Below are 18,920 nucleotides of genomic sequence, written 5' to 3'. Positions count from 1 at the left end.
GCGGATATAGCAAACAGGCGGCTAATCTTTCGACCCGCCCGGTTCTTTTCCAAAAAAGTCTACAAAATTACTTCGGCGGACGGACGGAATCCAGCGGTCGGGTCAGTCTTTCTGAATAACCTTCCGACCGGACCCCGGAACGGCCCGGCCCCAAAACACAAAACCCGCCTGTTCAGCGGGTTCTGCGGCAATCCGGCGTTTGCTTAAGGCATCTTCACCTTTTCTTCTTTCGAAACCGGGTTCCAGGTGCTGCGGACCAGCAGGAAAAGCCCGAACAGGGCGGCCGGAATGCTCAAAATCTGGCCCATGTTCAGGGTCAGGTTCTGCTCGAAGGCGACCTGGTCTTCCTTGAGGAATTCGTAGAAAAACCGCAGTCCAAAAATCCAGATCATGAAGATTCCCACCATGCTGCCGCGGGGCGTCCGGGCTTTGCGGCTGTTCCAGAACCAGAACAGAATAAAGAACAGAACGAGGCAGGAAAGGGCTTCATACAACTGCGCCGGGTGACGGGCCGTTACCAGCCGGTTCACAAAACCACCCAGCCGCTCGTCGAACACGGTGGCCCGGACGATGTCGAAGGCCGGGTTGCCCGTCTGGAGCGAAGTCGGGTCGTTGATAAAGACAAATCCCCAGGGCACGGTCGTCGGAATGCCGATGATTTCGGAGTTCATCAGGTTGCCAAGGCGGATAAAGCAGCCGCCCAGCGCGGCGGTGATGGCGATGCGGTCGGCCACCCACAGGAACGTCTGCCCCGAGCCTCGCCGCGAACGGGCGTAGAGGAACAGGCCGGTGATGATTCCGATGGCTCCTCCGTGGCTGGCGAGTCCGGCGTAGGGAGGCAGAATGACTTTGAGCGGGTCGGAAAACAGCACCTCGGGTTCGTAGAAGAGGAAGTGACCGAAGCGGGCGCCGATGACGGTGGCGATGACCATGTACAGCGTCAGGGCGTCGATATCGGCCAGCGGTTTTCCTTCTTTCTTGAAAACGTGAATCATGATCTGCTGACCGACCAGAAAACCCAGCGCAAACAAAAGTCCGTACCAGCGCACGGCAAAGGAACCAATTTCAAAGATTTCGGGCTTAACGTCCCAGATGATGTACGACAGCATTCGTGAAAACCTGTGTTGTCAATGGCCCCGGTTGGGCCGGTTTCAGTTATCGGCAAAGATAGCCAAAGATTTCAGATAGCCTCATGCTCCCATGAAGACCCTGCTGATTGCCTTCGTTCGATTTTATCAGGGTGCCATTTCGCCCTTTTTCCCCAACGCCTGCCGGTACACGCCCACCTGCTCGCAGTACATGATTGAAGCCGTCGGCAAACACGGGGCGCTGAAGGGCGGCTGGATGGGACTCAAACGCATCGGGCGCTGTCATCCGTGGGGCGGACACGGGTACGATCCGGTGCCTTGATTCTTTTACTGGGATTATTTCTCGCAGATTAGCGCGGATTTTGGGCGCAGATTTTCGCTGATTTGTTTCTTATCTGCGTCGCAACGGCGAACCGTAAATCTGCGCCTAAAATCCGCGGTCATCTGCGAGAACCTATACCGCAACTGTCAATTTGTCCCTCCCCGCGGCTTTTGCCTGATTCTTGTTTTACCCAAAACAAAACCTTTAAACTGACATTTTTGCTGATGGAAATAACGCCGGACAACAAACTCAGACGACTGATTGTGGTGGGCGACCGCGTGCTGATTCGCCCCAAGAGTCCCAGCGACCGGACGAGCAGCGGCCTTTATCTGCCCCCGACGGTGCAGGAGAAGGAACAGGTGCAGAGCGGCTACGTCATCAAGGTAGGTCCGGGTTACCCGATTCCGGTTCCGACCGACGACGAGCCGTGGAAAGAAACCGAGGAGCGCGTCAAATACATGCCATTGCAGGCGCAGGAAGGCGATCTGGCGCTGTATCTGCAACGGAACGCCATCGAACTCGAATACGAAGGGGAGCACTACGTCATCGTTCCGCAGGCGTCTATCCTGATGCTGGAACGGTCTGAACCGCTGTACTAGGCACGCGCGAATGCCACACCCTCATAAAACCGAACACTATGCGTACGGGCTGGTTTCTCTTTGCAGTATTGATTGGATGTATTGCATTGACCCAACATATGGAAAGTACCGCAAATCTTAGAACTTCGCTGAAGGCGATTCTGGAAGAAAAAAAGGGAGAACGCCGGGTGCTGGTGCTGTACGGCCGCGAAAACGGTCCGCACCAGATCATCGAGCAGCAGGAAATTCTCCATCCCAAAGACATTGCCGAGGGCATGGCCGAGCGCGACCTCGACGTGATTGTGCTCGTGGGTTATACCCTGCCCGAGCCCGACCGCTGGTTCCTGACCCACAGCGAGTTTAAGCTGGTTCCGTCCGAAGATTTTCAGGGCTGGCTGCTCGGCAAGGACGGCGAAATCAAACATACCTTCAAACAGGTGATGCAGCCCGACGAACTCTTCAAACTCATCGACTCGATGCCCATGCGGAAGGATGAGATGAAAAAGAAGTCGTAAAAAAGTCGTAAGTCAATACGTCGTAAGTCGTAAGTGGTGCTTTGCGTGAAGCCGGAACTGGCAAAGCGCCTCAGCGGCGAGCCGCTTACGACTTATCGACTTACGACTTTCTTACCACTTATTGCCTTACGACTTTTTTCGTACCTTTCGGCTCTCCACCTGACAGGCCGACGTAATGACGCTATCCGATTTTCAGCAGTTACCCCACGATCACCAGCAGGAGCAGCTTTATTTTCGCGGGTCCTTGTTAGCCAACCGGTACGAGGACAACTACGTTTACCTGCTCTACGCCCTCGATTCCTTCTACGTTGAAATGCAGTACGACGCCATCCGCAACCGGCTCCGGCGCCTGTCCGCCTTTCACTCAACCGACCTCCTGCTGCCGTACCTCCCGCTGCTGCCGGACGATATTCTGAAAACAAATAGCGAATAAGCTCCGCGGTGCTAGACCCTGCGGAGCTTATTCGCTATTCGCCAATTCACTATTCGCTATTACTTACGCACTCGTCATCATCTGCTTCATCACGTTCGCCCGCTGGTCCATATACGAATAATGGCGGGAGATAACCTGCTGGAGGTCTTTGGGCAGTCCGTCGCTGCTCAGCATGCGCTGCAGGTAATTGATCAGGGGCTTCATGGCCTGGTAGCAGGCTCCCGCCACCATCGCGTCGTCGCGCTGGAGGTAAAGGGCCGCCAGGCGGTCCATGGTGTCTTTCAGGTGTTCACGCGTTACCACCGTTCGGTTGCTGAGTTCCGAGCTGAGCTGCCGGTACAGGGCGGCCTGCTGGAGCAGCATCCGGGCAAAGGCCGGGTCGGTGGAAAAAGAAGCGTAACGCTCGCAGGATTCGGTCAATTGCTGGTATTGGTTTCGCAAATACGCTATGGTTTGTTGATGTATCATTGGGGATGTGGTCAAACGTTTGTTTCTTACAACCCGATTCCGCAGCCACCGGTTTTAGAAGTCTTTTCTGCGGGAAACGTACTCCATTTGCCTTCCTGTTATGCCTATACGCGTCTTGATTACCGGGTCAACCGGAAACGTCGGACTGGAAACCCTCCAGGCCCTCAACCGCCTTCCGCAACGGAAAGACCTCTTCCTGATTGCCGCCACCCAGCAGCCCGAACGTGACCGTCCGCTACTGGCACCGCTGACCGACGACCTGATCCGCTTTGATTTTACCAATCCTGCCTCTACCCAACGGGCGTTGGAAGGCGTCGAAAAAGTGCTGTTAATCCGCCCACCCCAGCTGGCTGATGTCAAAAAATTCTTCGACCCGCTTGTCCGGCAAATGCAGCAGGCGGGCGTCAGGCAGGTCGTGTTTCTGTCGCTTCAGGGTGTTGAAAGTAATGCCTATACGCCGCACCACAAAATAGAACTTATCTTACGGGAATCGGGCATGGCCTATACCTTTCTGCGGCCGAGCTTCTTCATGCAGAATCTGAGCACAACGCACCGGAAGGAGATTCAGGAGCGGAACGAAATCTTCGTTCCGGCGGGCAACGGCCGGACGGCCTTCATCGACGTGCGGGACATTGCCGAAGTCGCCGCCCTGGCGCTCGCCACCGACGACCACCTCAACCAGGCCTACGAACTCACCGGCTCCGAAGCCCTCACCTACTACGAAATTGCCGATATGCTGACCGCCGTTCTGGGCCGGAAGATTACCTACAAAGACCCGTCCATCCTCCGTTTTCTCTGGCGGAAACGCATTCAGGAAGGGGTTCCGCTGAGTTTTGTGATGGTTATGATTGCCCTTTACACCGTCTCGAAAGCGGGCAAGGCCGATACCCTGACGGACGTGCTGCCCGGCCTGCTTGGCCGCCCGCCGATTCTTTTCCGGCAATTCGCCGAAGATATGAAAAAGGTTTGGGATCGATAATTTGTAGGGTCTTACACCGTCCGTAACATGGGGTTGCGTCGCTACGCGACGGGTGGGACGCCATGCAAAGCCCTATTTCAGGGTATACGGAATTAATTCATTCCCCTTTGTCCTAGCTGATATAATTTCTTTCCACCTTTAAAACCAGATACTCAACCAGCAGGGCCAGCGCGTGCGCCTCGCAGGTCCAGTTCATGCGCACCAGGGAAGAATCCGCCAGCCGGTACAGCAGCGGATGTTCGTAGGCCGTAAGCATCCCGGCGATGAAGAAAGAGAAGGCCCGGATTTCTTCACTGCCAATAGCCTGTACATCAATCGGTCCGGGCCGCTCGCCCAGCCGCAGCAGCGCGGTACTGACCAGCAGGCGGTCCATGGCGGGCAGGTTTTCGTCCAGCAGCGACAGGCCGTCCCGGACCAGCGTAGCCCGGATGCCTTCCAGCGGTTCCGGCGCAAAAGTGCCCAGCAGCCGCGCCACGTGGTACAGAATCAACGGCGTTCGCGGATAGGAATGGGCGCAGCGGAACGGCTCCCGCCGGTAGCGCCCCGTCTCGACCACCGAGCGAATGAACGCAAGGCTATCCAAATCGTGTTGATTAAACGGAAGCTTGAAGTAGCAGAGGCAATAGAGCAGGTTGCTCAGCACGCAGGCGTCGAATTCCACGTACATGTTTTTGCCAAACCAGGTAGAGTAGGCCCGGAGATCCCGGTAGTCCGGGTAGGTATTCCGAATCCGGCGGGTCGCTCCGTTGGCGTGCAGCTTTAGCTTTTCGGCCAGAAAATGCAGTTGCCCGCCGGTTGGCTCGGTCGTCAGGTAGACCATCGCCGTATCGTCCACATCGTCGGGCAAACGGAAATGATCCAGGCGGTGGAGCAGGCGTCCGTGCGGAAAATGCTGCGAGGGTTTTGTCTGGTAAAAGTTGTAGGTATCCAGTCCGTCCCGGTTCCGGAAAAGCGGGTACGCCTGCCGGGCTTTCCGGTTCATCCGGGCGACCGTCTGCCTGTCCGCTTCCGGCAGTTGTTCAGCAACGGTTTGCAGCGTAAACAGCGTGATGGTCGTGAAAAACAGGTTGGCATCCGGCCGGTGGTAGCCGTACAGCGCATTGCCGCGAAACGACGGAAACAGGCCCGCCGGGAAGTGCCGGTCGCCGCCGGACTGAAGGCGGGCAATGCGCTCGATGCAGGCGTGAAGAAAGTCCGTTTCGGTGGTCATGGACGGCTAACAGAGGCGGCTATGCTGACTGATTCCGCTGCAAGTTAGCCATAAAATGCCTCGCCATCTGTCCTTTCCCGTAGCTAATCCGGCCACGGGCGAACCATTGGTCCCGAAAAATATTGTAACCTCCCTGTACTGCCGGTAGTTTCGTCAGTACATTTCGTTCGAAATTAACACGATGACACCTATACGAAAACAAGCCATCATCCGTCGGGTGAAAGACATCACCCTCGGCACAACGCTCTCGCTGGCGTTGCTCAACGGCTCGGTGCTGCTCCAAAGCTGCGGCTCGAACCAGAACGATACTAACGACAACCCTAACCAGTCCCAGTCGTCTTTCGGGCAGGGCGTACTAACCTACATCACCGAGAGCAGTCCGGGCGATTTCCGGATTACGGATGAGGTGCAGGTGGACCCCAGCCGGGCCGGCGCCATTGTCAATTACGCCGACGGGCACCGGGATACGCTCAGCGTGGAAGCGGCCCGGCGGCTCGTGCAGTCGGACCCCAGCACCAGCGGGTATTTCAACAACCCCAACAGCTACATGGGTCCCGCGGGCGGCGGACTGGCCAACGTGCTGCTCTGGGGTGGCCTGGGCTACATGATCGGCCGTTCGACGGCCCCGCGCTACCGGAACGAACAGCAGTACAGCTCCCGCTTTTATGCTAATCCGAGTGTCTACCGCCGCTCCACCCAGATTCACGACAACGTTCGTTCGTCGCGCATCAGCCGTCCGTCGGGTGGCCGCAGCGGATTTTTCAGCGGCAGCCGCTCGCGGGGCTTTTCGTCTTAATGAACTGCGGCGGGACGCAATGAATAATGAACAATGAATGATGAACCGCGGCGGCGAACCGCAATGAATGGTGGCGGGCGGCGGTGGATCGGCGGGGTGTGCAAACAATGAACGTCGTCGGTGTTCGTTTTTTACGTAACTTTTCTCATTCGGAGAGGAACGCGCCGCCCTCCGGACTACCGAAAACCAGTACCGTCCGCCGATTACCGGTTAAGTATAGTCCGCCGCCGCGATTCATTCTTAATTATTCATTGCGGCCCGCCGCCGCAGTTCATTCTTCATTCGCTGCATGCTCGTCCCTCAACGTCAAATGCTGGAATGGGTGCGGCCCACGCCCGCCGTCCGTTACGAAATTTTTTCGCCGGATCTGGGGTTGCCGTGGGCGGTCCTAACGCTTGACGAGCCGATGCGGGCTACCCTGCAGACGCGCCACGGAACGTACCTGTTCCGGCAGCAATCCCGGCTTTCGACGGTCTTTATCACGGATGCCGACGGGTCGGACATCGCCCGGGTCAATACCGGCTGGTGGGGCCACCGGCGGCTGAGCTTCCACGACGGGCGGATTCTGCGCTTCCGGCCGTCCAATCTGGTTCGGAGCCGCTGGCTCTGGAGCAGCGGGGAGGGTGTACCGCGCGCCATTGTCCGGCAAAACCGCATCTTTTTCTCGCCCGACTGGCCCGTTCGGGAAGGTTTCAGCGCCCTGCTGGCAGGGCTGAGCATTTATTTTTTACTAACCAAACCGTCTTTGTTCTTTTAACCAAAAAGAAGGAGAACGCGGAGATACGCCGGGCGCAGCCGCCCTGAGCGAAAACAGGGCCGGAACCTTCGCGCTCGTGCTCCTCCCCGATGCCCTCATGTCAACTATGATTCACCTCAAAAACCTTCCTACCTCTCCCGACCAGCAGCTTCGGAACATCGGCTGGGACTGGATGCTGGGAACCGATACCTTACCCTACCTGACCAGCCAGGTCGTGCCGGTGAAGGCCCACGAAGCCGAAGCGTACAACGAGGCCGCCAACCAGCTTTTCAACATGTTTGTGGAAGCCGGGCAGCATGTTATCGACCGCAACCTGTTTCGGGAACTGGAAATACCCGATAATCTGGTCGAACTGATCAAACTCTCCTGGAACGACGACCGCCATATCCAGCTTTACGGCCGCTTTGACTTTGCCGGTGGTCTGGATGGCGACCCCATCAAACTGATTGAATTCAACGCCGATACGGCCACCTGCATTCCGGAAACGGCGGTGGTGCAGTATGCCCAGCTGCGGGCCAATGGCCTGGCCGAAGGCTTGCAGTACAACGCCCTGTACGAGTCGCTGATCGAACAGTTTCGCGAATTGAAACGACAGAACAGCGACTTACAGCCTACGCTGCTGCTTTCGGCCATGCGGGGTTTTCCGGAAGACGACGCCAATGTGGCCGTTCTGGGCGAAGCCGCCCGCGAAGCCGGATTTACCGTCGATTTCGAATACATCGATCAGGTTGAATTTTCGGCGGAAGAGGGCATTTTCAAACATAGTCTGCAAACGAGCCGGTTCGAGAAATTCGACTTCTGGTTCAAGCTTATACCCTGGGAATACATCGGCTACGAAGAACCCGACCTGACCCGGATGCTGACCGAAATGGTGCGGCGGCGGCAGGTGGTCATTCTCAATCCGGCGTATTCGCTGCTGTTTCAGTCCAAATACATCCTGAAAGTGCTCTGGGACCTGTATCCCTACCACCCGCTGCTGCTCAAAACCGACACCCGTCGGCTCACCGACCGGCCCAGCGTGGAAAAAGTGCTCTTCGGCCGGGAAGGTGCCAACGTCCGTATCCTCGACGAAGCAGGCCGGGCCATCCAGGAAGTGCCGGGCGACTACGGCGACTACACCCGGATTTATCAGGAATACGTCGAGTTTCCGAAAGATGCGTCCGGTCAGTATTACCAGGCCGGGGTGTTTTTTGCCGGAGAAGGCTGCGGGCTGGGCTTCCGGCGCGGGGGCGTGGTCATCGATAACGGCGCGCAGTTTGTCGGACATCTTATCGAATAACGTTTCCCCGGGCTGAAGCCCGGGGAAAACACCTTAAGTCCAGTACAGAATAGGCGCGGACGGAAACCGTTTGCGCCATTCTTCGTAAAAAAACTTCTTCAGCGTCTGCATATCGTCGGGGCGGTACACGTACTTCCGGCCGCCGAACTTGTTGCGCTTCTCGGCCCGCGTGGCTTCCTCCATCTCCAGGGTCGTATTCGGATACCACTGCATGAGCACGTCCTTCGAACCGGGCGTGAAACGGTGGCTGATAAACTCCGCATTCATATCACACTCAAAGTCAAGCGCTTCGGCCAGACGGTCGAGCAGGCGGGTGTACTCTTCCCGCCAGTTCGGAATAGGCATGATCGGCGCGATGACCAGCCCGACGGGGTAACCGCCTCCACCCAGCTCTTTCGGCAGGGCCAACTGCCGAATGGCCTGCAAACGGGCTTCCACTGAGGCCGTCCCGCCCTCCAGCCGCCGCGCCACCGACTCGGCGTTCAGGCTGACGCGGGCGCGGGTCTGGCCGTTATGGGGCAGATCGAGCAGCGATTCGACCTGATTGTATTTGGTCACGAACCGAAGCTGGGCTTCGTCGCGGGTGCCAAAGTACCGGATGCACTCGGCCAGCGAGCCGGTCAGGTGCTCGATGCCGATAACGTCGGTGTAACAGCTGACTTCGAAGGTGGTCTGTCGGCCCGGCTGCTCGTAGCTGGCCGTGTTGGCGAGCATCTTCGGCAGGTTAGCATACGCCCGGATCACCGGAGGACCCGCCAGACTACCCGCGAGGTAGCAGTACTGGCAGTGCGCCGGACAGCCTTCCGCCAGGTTCATCTGCCAGTCGGCCGAAGGCGGAATGGGCTGCAGCCGGAAGGCACTCGGCGGGGCGTTGACGACCGCCAGTGTGTTCTTCGCAATCCGGTAGGTCTCCCGTTCGTCGGCCCCGCGCAGGCCGGTAATGCGGTTGTTTTTGCTGACCTCAATGGGCAGGTTCAAGGCACTCACGCGCTCGTAGATCTGCTGTCCGAACGGTTCGTCGAGAGCATCGGGCGTGAAAACAACCCGTTTGGGCAGCCACAACTTCGCCGGCCGCAGCAACGGCTGCTGTACCGGCATAACTTCGCTTATGATGCGTGTATCTGTCATATCGTCGAGAGGGGCGCGGTCGTCAGCGTGTTCATTCAACCGCACGTATTCATAACACATTCGCGCGCCATAAGAATCCCTCAGTCCCCGTTCTTTTGCCTAGTCAACGCATTCATTAACAGTCGGTTGCAAAAAATTTTTCCTGCTTCGGGCTTGACATTCCTTCTTCTTTTTTCCGATATTTTACCGGACTAAACCTTCCTTCTCATGGCAACGTTAACCACCTCCATTCCCTTAAGCCGCGTGCTGGCGGCGGCCGCCAAAGCCGGTCTGATCGCTTTTGTGGTGAACACCGTGATCTATTACGTCGCCTACTCGCAGGGCTGGTGGCAGTTTGTCCCCACGCCCGACGGCCGGACGCTCGATTTGCAGAAAGTCGTGACCATGTCGGTGCTGCCGGCTTTGGTAGCGGGTCTGGTATTCTTTGCGCTTCTTCGGATCGCCCGGCAGCCCGTTCGGGTCTTTTACGTCATTGCGGCGCTGGTGTTTGTCGCCATGTTTTTCGGGCCGTTCAGCTTAAGCGGCATCCGCACGGGCATGATTATGCTACTGCAACTGATGCACCTGGTCGTGACGGCCCTCGTCGTGCGCTTCCTTGTGCGCACGGTGCAGTAAACCGCTCATCCGCCGGGACCGACGCCCGACTGTTCCTTTTTTGGAAAATAGTCGGGCGTCTTTGTATTTTACCGGAAACACACAGAAACCCATTCATCATGCAGAAAACCCAATGGCTTCTGGCCGCCGGACTGCTTACGCTCAGTCTCGCCGCATGTCAGGATAAAAAAGAGCCAACCCGGACTACCTTCTTCGACAAATCGGGCATGGATACTACCGTGGCGCCGGGCGACGATTTCTTCACCTACGCCAACGGTGGCTGGGTCAAAAACACGCCGATTCCCGGTGATCAGTCGGGCTGGGGCTCGTTCTACCAGCTTTACGAGGAAAATCAGAAAAAAACCAAAAGCATTCTCGAAAAAGCCGCCGCCGACAAAGCCGAAGCCGGCAGCGTGGCCCAGAAAGTCGGCGACTTTTACGCCAGCGGGATGGACACCCTCACCATCGAAAAACTGGGTTATCAGCCGCTGAAGCCGGAACTCGCCAAAATTGCGGCGCTCAGAGATTATCGCCAGGTGCTCAACTACCTGGCCGCCAGCGAAACCAACCGGGGCGGGGCGCTTTTCGGCATGTATATCGGGCCCGACGACCGCCGCAGTTCGCTCAACCGGATCAACTTCACGCAGGCCGGCCTGAGCCTGCCCGAGCGGGATTATTACTTCAAAAATGACGAGGAAACGAAAAAAGTCCGGACGGCTTTCGTTGCCTACATCACCAAACTCTTCACGCTGACGGGCGTCGATTCGGTCACGGCCCGCAAAAAAGCAGATGGTATTCTGGCCTTCGAAACGGCGCTGGCGCAGTCTCACAAGCCCGCCGCCGACCTGCGCGACCCGATTCAGAACTACAACAAATTCACCGTCGCCGACCTCAACAAACAGACGCCGAACATCGACTGGAAGACCTTTCTGAACACGATGACCGTCGGGACGGATACCGTGCTGGTGGCGCAGCCCGCTTATTATCAGGCCCTCAGCCGCCTGCTGACCAGCACGCCGATCGACGTCATCAAGGATAAACTCGCTTTCAGCTACATCGACGAAAACGCCAATCTGCTCAGCAAGGCTTTCGTGCAGACCCGGTTCGATTTTGCCGGTAAAATCCTGAACGGTCAGCAGCAGCTCAGCGACCGCTGGAAACGCATGGCCGACAACACCGATTCGTATCTGGGCGAACTGCTCGGACAGCTCTGGGTAGAGCAGTATTTTACCCCCGAAGCAAAAGAACGGATGCAGACGCTGGTGAAAAATCTGCAGAAAGCGTACCGCAACCGGATTGAAAAGCTGGACTGGATGTCGCCCGAAACGAAGCAGACGGCGCTGGTGAAGTTCGACAAGATCATCAATAAAATCGGCTACCCGGACAAGTGGGAAGACTACTCGGACGTGACCATCAAACGGGAGGACTTTTTCGGCAACGTGCAGCAGGCGCGCCGCCACAGCTGGAACAAAAACCTGAAAAAAGTAGAAAAAGAGGTCGATAAAACGGAATGGCAGATGACCCCGCCGACCGTGAACGCCTACGCCAACCCGACGTTCAACGAGATCGTTTTCCCGGCGGGCATTCTCCAGTTTCCGTTCTTTGACAAGGACGCCGATGACGCCATCAACTACGGCGGTATCGGTATGGTTATCGGCCACGAGCTGACGCACCTGTTCGACGACCAGGGTCGGCAGTACGACGCCAACGGCAACCTCCGCGACTGGTGGAAAAAGGAAGACGCCGCCAAGTTCGACAAGAAAGCAAACGAGATTGTCGAGCAGTACAACAAGTACACCGTTCTGAACAGCATGAACCTGAACGGCCGCCTCACGCTGGGCGAAAACCTGGCCGATCTGGGCGGACTGGCCATCTCCTACGACGCCTTTAAGCTGACGGAGCAGGGGAAAAGTGACGAAAAAATCGACGGGTTCACGCCAGACCAGCGGTTCTTCCTCGGCTTTGCGCAGGTCTGGCGCGTAAAAATCCGGGACGAGGCCCAGCGCGTACGCGTCCAGGTCGATCCGCACTCCCCGGCCAAATTCCGGGTCAACGGCCCGCTGACCAACTTCGCCCCGTTCTACAAAGCCTTCAACGTCAAATCCGGCCAGCGCCTGTACAAGCCGGAAGTAAGCCAGACGGTGGTGTGGTAGATTTGAATGACTGATTGACTGAATGATTGAATGACTGAATGGCTCCGCAAATTCTGACCTTGCGGAGCTAATCAGTCATTCAGTCATTCAAAATTCAATCATTCAATAATTGTATCCGTACCGCGAACTCCGGCTGCTTAGGTGAAAATTCAGGCCGAGTTTGATTTGCGGGCCCCGGTTGCGACCGGCAAATTCGGGCGTTTTGTCGTAGTAATTGTGGTCGTACATCAGTTCGAGGCCGAGCGCGGGCAGGAGCTGATAGCTGAAGCCCAGGCCCAGATTGATGCTGCTGAAACCCCGTTTGTCGTCCGGCCCGACGAGGCTGGACCGGTAGCGTCCGAAATTCAGGCCGCCTTCGGCAAAAAGAGAGAAGCGGTTCCGGATCGGATAGTACCGGACAAAAGGTCCGAAAAGGCTGGCCCGGTAACTGGTATTGATCCGGTTTTCAAAGCCAAATTTCAGGCCAAGGGCCAGTCCCCGCTGGACAAAATAACCCAGCCGCGGGTTGAAAAACAGGTAGGAACCGCCGCTGTCGCCGGGACCAAATCCGAGGCTGATGCCCCCAAAACCGGCCCCGCGCTGGAACCAGCCGAGTTCGTTCCGGTTGATGCGGTCGATGGTTTGCCGGACTTCCGTGCCACTTTCCCGGGCTTCCCGACCAAGTTCATCTCCGGCTTCGCGGGCTCCCCGCTGCACATCGCGGCCCACCTCCCGGGCGGCCTCCTTCACCTCCTGCCCGGCTTCGCGGATTTCGCGCCGGGTGGTATCGCTCAGCACGCGCGAATCGCGGCGGGTTGAATCCGTGGTGGTTTCCTGCGCCTGCGTCGTGGCCGAAACCAACACGAAGGCCGCTATTATACTTCCAGCTTGCACAAATCGTTTCATAACAGTTGAATCATTAGTCACTGTTGTCTACAACTCCGTTGTCTGGAAAATGTTGACATCCAAGCCGGGCGGGGGCTACATCGTTTCGGACTGAAACAGGGCCGGAAGGGTTTTGAACATCAGTTTCAGGTCCAGCCAGAACGAGTGGCGAGTGGCGTAGAGGTTGTCGAGTTCGATGCGCTCCCGGGCGGAGAGGTCGCCGCGCCCGCGCCGGGTCACCTGCCAGAGGCCCGTCAGGCCCGCCGGAGCCATAAAACGGGCGGCGCTGCCGTCGGTGGTCAGCTTTTCGGCTTCGTAGGTGGGCAGGGGCCGGTTGCCAACCAGCGACATATCGCCTTTGAAAATATTGACCAGCTGCGGCAGTTCGTCGATACTGGTGTTGCGCAGGAACCGCCCCAGCCGGGTGATGCGCGGGTCGTCTTTTAATTTGAGAAAAATCGCCTCGTCGGCGGAGGTCTGGGCCGTTTCGCCGTAGAGGTTCAGGTGCTGCAACTGGGCCAGCTGAGCATCCGCCCCGTGCCGCATCGTCCGGAATTTATACAGGCTGAAAACCCGATAGCCCGCTCCTACCCGCCGCGAACGGTAGATAACCGGCCCTTTGGAGTCAAGGCGAATCAGCAGGGCAACCAGCAGCAGCAGGGGCAGCAAAAGCAAAAGCAGAAGCGACGACACCGCAATATCCACCACTCGTTTCACGCCCCGGGCGTTCCGGCGCACCTTGAACGGCAGGCCAACGGCGTGGGCGGCGGGCCGGTCGAGTTGCCGGGCAATGCGCTCTTTCAGGTCTTCGGGCAGAAAAGGCTTCGGCAGAAAATCGCAGGCCCCCGCCCTCAGACAATCCTCCCGCACGTCGGCATTTTCCTGACCGGAAAGAATCATGACCGGAATATCAGACAGACAGTAGTCGTTTTTGAGTCGCTCCAGCAGGGCAAATCCGTCCAGACCCGGCATGGACAGGTCGCTTATAATCAGATCCGGATACCAGCCGGACTCCAGGGCAATGAGGGCTTCGGCGGGCGTAGCAAACGTCCGCGTCCGGTACGAATCGGCCAGGCAACGCTGCACAAACCGGAGAATCATTTCGTTATCGTCAATCAGGGCAATGATCGGTAGCATACAGAGAAAATTATTACTCTCTGTCGGTTGGCAAAAACAGTACCGGCCCAAAGGCCCCACTCTAACAAACTAGAAACTAGCCCTTTGCAAAAAGGCACTTCAAGCGATTTTTCCAAAATCCGGAAAGCGGTCCAAAAACTGGAAAGGTTTTTGCCTTTATCAGACAGATTTCAGAAAATTATGAAAAACAGATTTCTGGTCTTTGTGGTGGAAGACGATGCTTTTTACGGGGCTTTCCTGCGCCATCATCTTGCCCTTGATCCGGAAATAGACGTCGAAGTTTTTCGCAGCGGCAGTGCCCTGTTGAGCGAGCACCGCCGAACGCCTTCGGTCATCACCCTGGATTATTCGCTGCCGGGCGAAGACGGCGAAACGCTGCAAAAACGCATTTCCCGCTTGTGGCCGCAGGTTCCGGTCGTTATCGTTTCCGGACAGGAAGATGTCTCCACGGCGGTCCGGCTGCTCCATAGCGGGGCGTACGACTACATCACCAAAGACGAAAACACGCCCGGACGGCTCCGCAACACGCTGGGAAAAATTCGCGAAACGCAGGCGCTGCGCAGCGAGGTGGAGCAACTGAGGCGGCAGATTCGGCAGAAACAGGAACCGGTCAGTCCGCTGATCGGGCAAAGCCCGGCCCTGCAGAAAGTTTTCCATTTATTGGAAAAAGCGGCCCGCTCCACAATTACGGTGTCCATTTACGGCGAAACCGGCACCGGCAAGGAAGTGGTGGCCCGGACGATTCACGCGGCGTCGGACCGGCGGGCGCATCCGTTTGTGGCCCTGAACGTGGCCGCCCTCCCGCCGGACCTGATCGAAGCCGAGCTGTTCGGGTACGAAAAAGGGGCTTTTACGGGAGCCGTCGCCCGGCGCATCGGGAAGCTGGAAGAGGCCAGCGGCGGTACGCTGTTCATGGACGAAATTGCCGAAATGAGTCCGGCGGTGCAGGCCAAACTGCTGCGCGTGCTGCAGGAACAGGAACTGTCGCGGCTGGGCAGCAACCAGCTTATCAAAACCGACTTCCGGCTGCTGGTCGCGACGCACAAGAATCTGGCGGAGGAAATGCAGCAGGGCCGTTTTCGGGAAGATTTGTACTACCGGCTGCTCGGTCTGACCCTCGAATTGCCGCCCCTGCGCGAACGCGGCGACGACATTGCCCTGCTGGCGCGGCACTTCGCCGATGAATACAGCCGCCGCAACGGACTGGGGCCTTTCCGGCTGTCCGAAGAGGCGCTGACCAAACTCGGCGGCTACGCCTTCCCCGGCAATGTGCGCGAACTGAAGGCTATCACCGAACTCGCCTGCGTGATGGCTTCGGGCGGGCAAATCACGGCGGCAGACATCACCTTTCCTCACCTCCGGCCCGCCGCGTTACCCACGGCCGAAATGACCCTCCGCGACTACACCCGGCACATCATCCGGCAGTATCTGGAACGGTACGACAACAATGTGCTGCTGGTGGCGCGGAAGCTGGACATCGGCAAATCCACCATTTACAACCTGCTCAAATCCGGCGAACTGATGGGGCCTTCCTAAACGGCCCGGCTCAGCCGGTCGCGCTCCTGCCGCAGGGCGGACACGCTGGCCTGCAGCAGCCCGTCGAGTTCTTCTACCTGGCGGACAAGCACCTCCCGGTCGCCTTCCGAACGACAGAGGCGCTCGGCCTCGCGGACTTTCTCCACCAGCCGGGAAAGGCCCACCATGCTCAGCGACGGCCGGATTTTGTGCAGCAACTGGCCCAGCGCCTCGCGTTCCGCCGCGTTTGCCAACTGCTTCAGTTGGGGCAGGTCCGGCACGATGGTTTCCAGAAACAGATCAAACATCATCCGGGCGTATTCCGTATCGTTTCCGTACAGGCTGTTCAGTTCGTCGCGGTTAAGAACCGGAATCACTTCGGCAGAATCGGTCGTTTCGGGCACTCCTGGGCCGACAACCGGACCGTTATCGGGCAGATGCCGTTCCAGCAGACTCCGGAGCTGGGCGGGCGTGAACGGCTTGGGCAGGTAGTCGTTCATGCCGGCTTTCAGCGCCCGCGTGCGTTCTTCGGCGAAGGCGTTGGCGGTCAGGGCCACGACCGGAATAATCCGGTTGCCATTGGAAATTCGACGAATCCGGGCGACCGCTTCGTAGCCGTCCATGACCGGCATCATCAAATCCATCAGGACCAGATCGAACGCCTGTTCTTCGGCCATCCGGACCGCCTCCTGCCCGTTCCGGGCGACTTCAAAATGGATTCCCCAGCGGTTCAGAAGGCCCGTCAGGTACTTCTGGTTCATCAGATTGTCTTCCGCCACCAGCACCCGACTGCTGCGAATACGGCCGGTTGTCGGCTTCGGGAGCGTAACCGGCGCGTCTGTGCCCGGCTGGGCCGGAAGTCCGAAACGGAGCGTAAACCGGAAGGTGGTGCCGCGGTCGGGTTCGCTCGTTACCGACACCTCTCCCCCGTGCAACTGCACCAGTTGCCGAACAATCGCCAGCCCCAACCCCGTCCCGCCCAACTGCATTCGGGCCGGGCCGGCCTGCCGGAAGCTTTGGAAGAGGGTAGGCAGCGTTTCGGCGTTAATTCCAATCCCCGTATCGGCCACGCTGAATTCGACCGTAATGTGGTCGGCGGCTTCTTCCAGCAGGGCCGCTTCGACCCGGATACTGCCTTTTTCGGTGAATTTGACGGCATTTCCGACGAGGTTCATCAGAATACGCTGCACAAAAGTGGGGTCGCCGACGACCCGCCGGGGCAGGCTGCTGTCCAGAAAACTCTGTATCCGCACCGGCTTGTCGGTGGTTTTGTACCGGAACGTCTGCATCAGTTCGCCGACCAGTTCGGGCAGCAGAAATTCCGACTCGGTCAATTGCATTTCGCCGGCTTCAATTTTCGAAAAATCCAGCACATCCGACACCAGCGACAGCAGCAGATCCGACGAGGAGGCAATGCCGCGGAGGTAGTCCTGCTGAACCGGGGTCAGCCGGGTGTCGAAAAGCAGGTGGGTCATGCCGATGATGGCGTTGATGGGCGTCCGGATTTCGTGGCTCATGTTGGCCAGAAACCGTTTCTCGGCCTGCCGGGCGTCTTCGGCTACCCGCCGGGCCTTTTCCAGCGCCTCCTGCGTTCGTTTCCGTTCGGTGATGTCCAAGTGGATGCCTACCGACCCGACGACGTTGCCCATGCCATCCAGAATGGGCGCGCCGCTGATGATGACCCAGATAATCTGGCCGTCTTTCCGCCGGATGGGCACCTCGTAAACGCCCGACTTGCCGCTGAGGCGTTCAGTGTTCTGGGCATTCAGCACCGGGCGGTATTCCGGCCCCGGCAGCAGCATTTCCATGGCATGCCTGCCTACGAGTTCTTGCGACCCGTAGCCTGTCAGTTGCGCAAACCGGGGATAAACCCGCTGAATAACGTCGTTATTGTCCACCTCCATGAGGCCAAGGTCCATGTTCTCGATGATACCCCGGTATTTTTCCTCGCTGCGGCGGATGAGGTCCTGCACCCGTTTCTGCTCCGTAATATCCTCGTAGCGCCAGAGGTGTCCGAGGTATTGTTCGTGATCAAAAATGGGCACGTAATCCCGTTCCAGCACGCGGCCATCGGCGGTTTCCAGTTCCTCGCCCACGCAGAGCGTCCGTCCCTGCAACAGTTCTTCGATGCGTTTGACGAAGCTTTCGGGGCAGCGGAACAGGTGTTTGGACTGCCCGGCGGAGTCCGAACAATCCAGGCCCACGAGCGCTTCGGGCGCCGCCGGGATGCCAAACAGGTCGCAGAAGTACTGGTTGGTGAGCACGATGCGACGGTGTTCGTCTTCGAGCAGAACCCCGGCGTGCAGGTTCTGGATCAGCGTGCGGTACTGCCGGTCTTTGCGGTGCAGTTCGGCGGCGCGCGCCTGAATGCGTTCTTCGAGGGAGACATTCAGCTGTCGCAATTCCTCGTTGGCCTGGTGCAGCGCCAGCGACTTTTGTTCCAGCAGTGCTTCGGCCTGCTGCCGGGCCAGCCGTTCCCGCTCCACACGGCGCCGAAGCAGGTCAAGGTCAGACTCCACGGTGTTGGCGAATAATAAAACGGACTTCGGACTCGTCGGCGTTCAGCGGCGTTCGGGTGATGGAAGCCTGTTCGCCGTAATGCGCAAAAGCCGCCTCCATGAGGCCGCAGGCCAGGTCGCTGAGCCGCCGTTCGGAGCGGTAAAGCATCTCCAGCGTATCCGCTTCGGGTCGGGACGTCACGAACTGGGGCAATTCTGCATCCGGGTAAAGCTTGCGCACTTCCACGTGAATGTAGCCTTCAATCTGCTGAAGCAGGTCGAAGGTGCCGCTAACTCCGGTCAGAAAATGGGCGTAGTAGCGCGTGAACACCCCAAACAGATGATGTCCGAAAACGTTGAGCCAGATTGGCAGCGAAGTACCGGTTTCGGCCGCCAGCGTTTGCAGCAGCGCCTCCATTTCGGCCGCCGGGTAGGTTCCCACGGCCGTATAAATTCCTCCTGATGTCAGGTTTGTTGTAGTCAGAATCCGGTCCACCAGCTCGTACCCATGTCGCTGTTCGACCATATTGAGCAATTCTGTAAATAGCACTCCTTTCATAGCGGTCACTGTACGGGCCAACACGCGCCCGGCCCAGACAACAGCAA

Annotated in this window: 19 protein-coding genes; 11 read left to right on the top strand and 8 right to left on the bottom strand. The window is 58.1% G+C overall.

Annotation, left to right across the window (positions count from 1 at the left end; genetic code table 11):
* Positions 1-203: 203 nt before the first annotated feature.
* Complete coding sequence (lgt, locus tag ORG26_RS17335) at positions 204-1,109, bottom strand: prolipoprotein diacylglyceryl transferase (protein ID WP_266363974.1); 906 nt, start codon at positions 1,107-1,109, stop codon at positions 204-206.
* 91 nt (positions 1,110-1,200) lie between these two features.
* On the opposite strand from lgt, the gene yidD reads away from it, so the two are divergent.
* The 4 genes from yidD to ORG26_RS17315 all read left to right on the top strand — a co-directional run bounded on the left by yidD (position 1,201) and on the right by ORG26_RS17315 (position 2,936).
* The gene (gene yidD / locus ORG26_RS17330; protein WP_266363972.1) at positions 1,201-1,410 is read left to right on the top strand and encodes a membrane protein insertion efficiency factor YidD; all 210 of its coding nucleotides are present in this window, start codon (positions 1,201-1,203) and stop codon (positions 1,408-1,410) included.
* Between the two features lie 221 nt (positions 1,411-1,631).
* Positions 1,632-2,009 carry a co-chaperone GroES gene (locus ORG26_RS17325; protein ID WP_266369431.1) on the top strand — a complete coding sequence of 126 codons (378 nt, stop codon included), beginning with the start codon at positions 1,632-1,634 and terminating at the stop codon, positions 2,007-2,009.
* A 98-nt stretch (positions 2,010-2,107) separates the two neighbouring features.
* Positions 2,108-2,503, top strand: a complete 396-nt coding sequence (locus ORG26_RS17320; protein ID WP_266363971.1) for a DUF4174 domain-containing protein — start codon at positions 2,108-2,110, stop codon at positions 2,501-2,503.
* A 175-nt stretch (positions 2,504-2,678) separates the two neighbouring features.
* Positions 2,679-2,936 (top strand): hypothetical protein, encoded by a 258-nt coding sequence (locus tag ORG26_RS17315; protein WP_266363969.1) that lies wholly within the window; start codon positions 2,679-2,681, stop codon positions 2,934-2,936.
* Positions 2,937-2,999: 63 nt separating this feature from the next.
* Here the strand turns inward: ORG26_RS17315 and ORG26_RS17310 are convergent, their stop codons facing one another.
* On the bottom strand, positions 3,000-3,377 hold the full coding sequence (locus ORG26_RS17310; RefSeq protein ID WP_266363967.1) for a hypothetical protein: 378 nt from the start codon (positions 3,375-3,377) through the stop codon (positions 3,000-3,002).
* A gap of 127 nt (positions 3,378-3,504) precedes the next feature.
* Here ORG26_RS17310 and ORG26_RS17305 point away from each other — a divergent pair, with 127 nt between their 5' ends.
* Positions 3,505-4,383: an SDR family oxidoreductase gene (locus ORG26_RS17305; RefSeq protein ID WP_266363965.1), complete on the top strand. Its 879-nt coding sequence runs from the start codon at positions 3,505-3,507 to the stop codon at positions 4,381-4,383.
* A gap of 112 nt (positions 4,384-4,495) precedes the next feature.
* Here ORG26_RS17305 and ORG26_RS17300 read toward each other — a convergent pair whose 3' ends face one another.
* Positions 4,496-5,593, bottom strand: a complete 1,098-nt coding sequence (locus ORG26_RS17300; protein ID WP_266363963.1) for a hypothetical protein — start codon at positions 5,591-5,593, stop codon at positions 4,496-4,498.
* A gap of 181 nt (positions 5,594-5,774) precedes the next feature.
* Here ORG26_RS17300 and ORG26_RS17295 point away from each other — a divergent pair, with 181 nt between their 5' ends.
* From ORG26_RS17295 to ORG26_RS17285, 3 genes are all read left to right on the top strand, one after another.
* On the top strand, positions 5,775-6,389 hold the full coding sequence (locus tag ORG26_RS17295) for a hypothetical protein (protein ID WP_266363962.1): 615 nt from the start codon (positions 5,775-5,777) through the stop codon (positions 6,387-6,389).
* A gap of 289 nt (positions 6,390-6,678) precedes the next feature.
* Complete coding sequence (locus tag ORG26_RS17290; RefSeq protein ID WP_266363960.1) at positions 6,679-7,146, top strand: hypothetical protein; 468 nt, start codon at positions 6,679-6,681, stop codon at positions 7,144-7,146.
* A 106-nt stretch (positions 7,147-7,252) separates the two neighbouring features.
* Positions 7,253-8,425: a glutathionylspermidine synthase family protein gene (locus tag ORG26_RS17285; protein ID WP_266363958.1), complete on the top strand. Its 1,173-nt coding sequence runs from the start codon at positions 7,253-7,255 to the stop codon at positions 8,423-8,425.
* Between the two features lie 33 nt (positions 8,426-8,458).
* Here ORG26_RS17285 and ORG26_RS17280 read toward each other — a convergent pair whose 3' ends face one another.
* The gene (locus tag ORG26_RS17280; RefSeq protein WP_266363956.1) at positions 8,459-9,553 is read right to left on the bottom strand and encodes a spore photoproduct lyase family protein; all 1,095 of its coding nucleotides are present in this window, start codon (positions 9,551-9,553) and stop codon (positions 8,459-8,461) included.
* 207 nt (positions 9,554-9,760) lie between these two features.
* Between ORG26_RS17280 and ORG26_RS17275 the strand changes: the two genes are divergently transcribed.
* Positions 9,761-10,168 (top strand): DUF6069 family protein, encoded by a 408-nt coding sequence (locus ORG26_RS17275; RefSeq protein WP_266363954.1) that lies wholly within the window; start codon positions 9,761-9,763, stop codon positions 10,166-10,168.
* 98 nt (positions 10,169-10,266) lie between these two features.
* Positions 10,267-12,300 (top strand): M13 family metallopeptidase, encoded by a 2,034-nt coding sequence (locus ORG26_RS17270; protein WP_266363952.1) that lies wholly within the window; start codon positions 10,267-10,269, stop codon positions 12,298-12,300.
* A gap of 102 nt (positions 12,301-12,402) precedes the next feature.
* Here the strand turns inward: ORG26_RS17270 and ORG26_RS17265 are convergent, their stop codons facing one another.
* The gene (locus ORG26_RS17265) at positions 12,403-13,185 is read right to left on the bottom strand and encodes an outer membrane beta-barrel protein (RefSeq protein WP_266363950.1); all 783 of its coding nucleotides are present in this window, start codon (positions 13,183-13,185) and stop codon (positions 12,403-12,405) included.
* A 75-nt stretch (positions 13,186-13,260) separates the two neighbouring features.
* Positions 13,261-14,301: a sugar transferase gene (locus tag ORG26_RS17260; RefSeq protein WP_266363948.1), complete on the bottom strand. Its 1,041-nt coding sequence runs from the start codon at positions 14,299-14,301 to the stop codon at positions 13,261-13,263.
* Between the two features lie 180 nt (positions 14,302-14,481).
* Between ORG26_RS17260 and ORG26_RS17255 the strand changes: the two genes are divergently transcribed.
* Complete coding sequence (locus tag ORG26_RS17255) at positions 14,482-15,837, top strand: sigma-54-dependent transcriptional regulator (protein WP_266363946.1); 1,356 nt, start codon at positions 14,482-14,484, stop codon at positions 15,835-15,837.
* On the opposite strand, the gene ORG26_RS17250 is transcribed toward ORG26_RS17255, so the two are convergent.
* The gene (locus ORG26_RS17250; RefSeq protein ID WP_266363944.1) at positions 15,834-18,335 is read right to left on the bottom strand and encodes a PAS domain-containing hybrid sensor histidine kinase/response regulator; all 2,502 of its coding nucleotides are present in this window, start codon (positions 18,333-18,335) and stop codon (positions 15,834-15,836) included. The genes ORG26_RS17255 and ORG26_RS17250 overlap by 4 nt on opposite strands.
* Complete coding sequence (locus tag ORG26_RS17245) at positions 18,325-18,873, bottom strand: heme NO-binding domain-containing protein (protein WP_266363942.1); 549 nt, start codon at positions 18,871-18,873, stop codon at positions 18,325-18,327. The genes ORG26_RS17250 and ORG26_RS17245 overlap by 11 nt, the downstream gene beginning before the upstream one ends.
* Between the last annotated feature and the right edge of the window lie 47 nt (positions 18,874-18,920).

The organism is Tellurirhabdus rosea, from assembly GCF_026278345.1.
GTDB classification, from domain to species: domain Bacteria; phylum Bacteroidota; class Bacteroidia; order Cytophagales; family Spirosomataceae; genus Tellurirhabdus; species Tellurirhabdus rosea.
The sequence above is the reverse complement of the archived record's forward strand: the minus strand, read 5'-3'. Positions and strand labels throughout refer to the sequence as shown.

What these genes read in the sequence shown, in the direction of transcription:
- ORG26_RS17280 (WP_266363956.1), bottom strand. Translation starts at nt 9,553, where the DNA reads ATGACAGATACACGCATCATAAGCGAAGTTATGCCGGTACAGCAGCCG.
- ORG26_RS17285 (WP_266363958.1), top strand. Translation starts at nt 7,253, where the DNA reads ATGATTCACCTCAAAAACCTTCCTACCTCTCCCGACCAGCAGCTTCGG.
- ORG26_RS17275 (WP_266363954.1), top strand. Translation starts at nt 9,761, where the DNA reads ATGGCAACGTTAACCACCTCCATTCCCTTAAGCCGCGTGCTGGCGGCG.
- ORG26_RS17290 (WP_266363960.1), top strand. Translation starts at nt 6,679, where the DNA reads ATGCTCGTCCCTCAACGTCAAATGCTGGAATGGGTGCGGCCCACGCCC.
- ORG26_RS17300 (WP_266363963.1), bottom strand. Translation starts at nt 5,593, where the DNA reads ATGACCACCGAAACGGACTTTCTTCACGCCTGCATCGAGCGCATTGCC.
- lgt (WP_266363974.1), bottom strand. Translation starts at nt 1,109, where the DNA reads ATGCTGTCGTACATCATCTGGGACGTTAAGCCCGAAATCTTTGAAATT.
- ORG26_RS17265 (WP_266363950.1), bottom strand. Translation starts at nt 13,185, where the DNA reads ATGAAACGATTTGTGCAAGCTGGAAGTATAATAGCGGCCTTCGTGTTG.
- ORG26_RS17245 (WP_266363942.1), bottom strand. Translation starts at nt 18,873, where the DNA reads ATGAAAGGAGTGCTATTTACAGAATTGCTCAATATGGTCGAACAGCGA.
- ORG26_RS17320 (WP_266363971.1), top strand. Translation starts at nt 2,108, where the DNA reads ATGGAAAGTACCGCAAATCTTAGAACTTCGCTGAAGGCGATTCTGGAA.
- ORG26_RS17255 (WP_266363946.1), top strand. Translation starts at nt 14,482, where the DNA reads ATGAAAAACAGATTTCTGGTCTTTGTGGTGGAAGACGATGCTTTTTAC.
- ORG26_RS17315 (WP_266363969.1), top strand. Translation starts at nt 2,679, where the DNA reads ATGACGCTATCCGATTTTCAGCAGTTACCCCACGATCACCAGCAGGAG.
- ORG26_RS17270 (WP_266363952.1), top strand. Translation starts at nt 10,267, where the DNA reads ATGCAGAAAACCCAATGGCTTCTGGCCGCCGGACTGCTTACGCTCAGT.
- ORG26_RS17260 (WP_266363948.1), bottom strand. Translation starts at nt 14,301, where the DNA reads ATGCTACCGATCATTGCCCTGATTGACGATAACGAAATGATTCTCCGG.
- ORG26_RS17305 (WP_266363965.1), top strand. Translation starts at nt 3,505, where the DNA reads ATGCCTATACGCGTCTTGATTACCGGGTCAACCGGAAACGTCGGACTG.
- yidD (WP_266363972.1), top strand. Translation starts at nt 1,201, where the DNA reads ATGAAGACCCTGCTGATTGCCTTCGTTCGATTTTATCAGGGTGCCATT.
- ORG26_RS17295 (WP_266363962.1), top strand. Translation starts at nt 5,775, where the DNA reads ATGACACCTATACGAAAACAAGCCATCATCCGTCGGGTGAAAGACATC.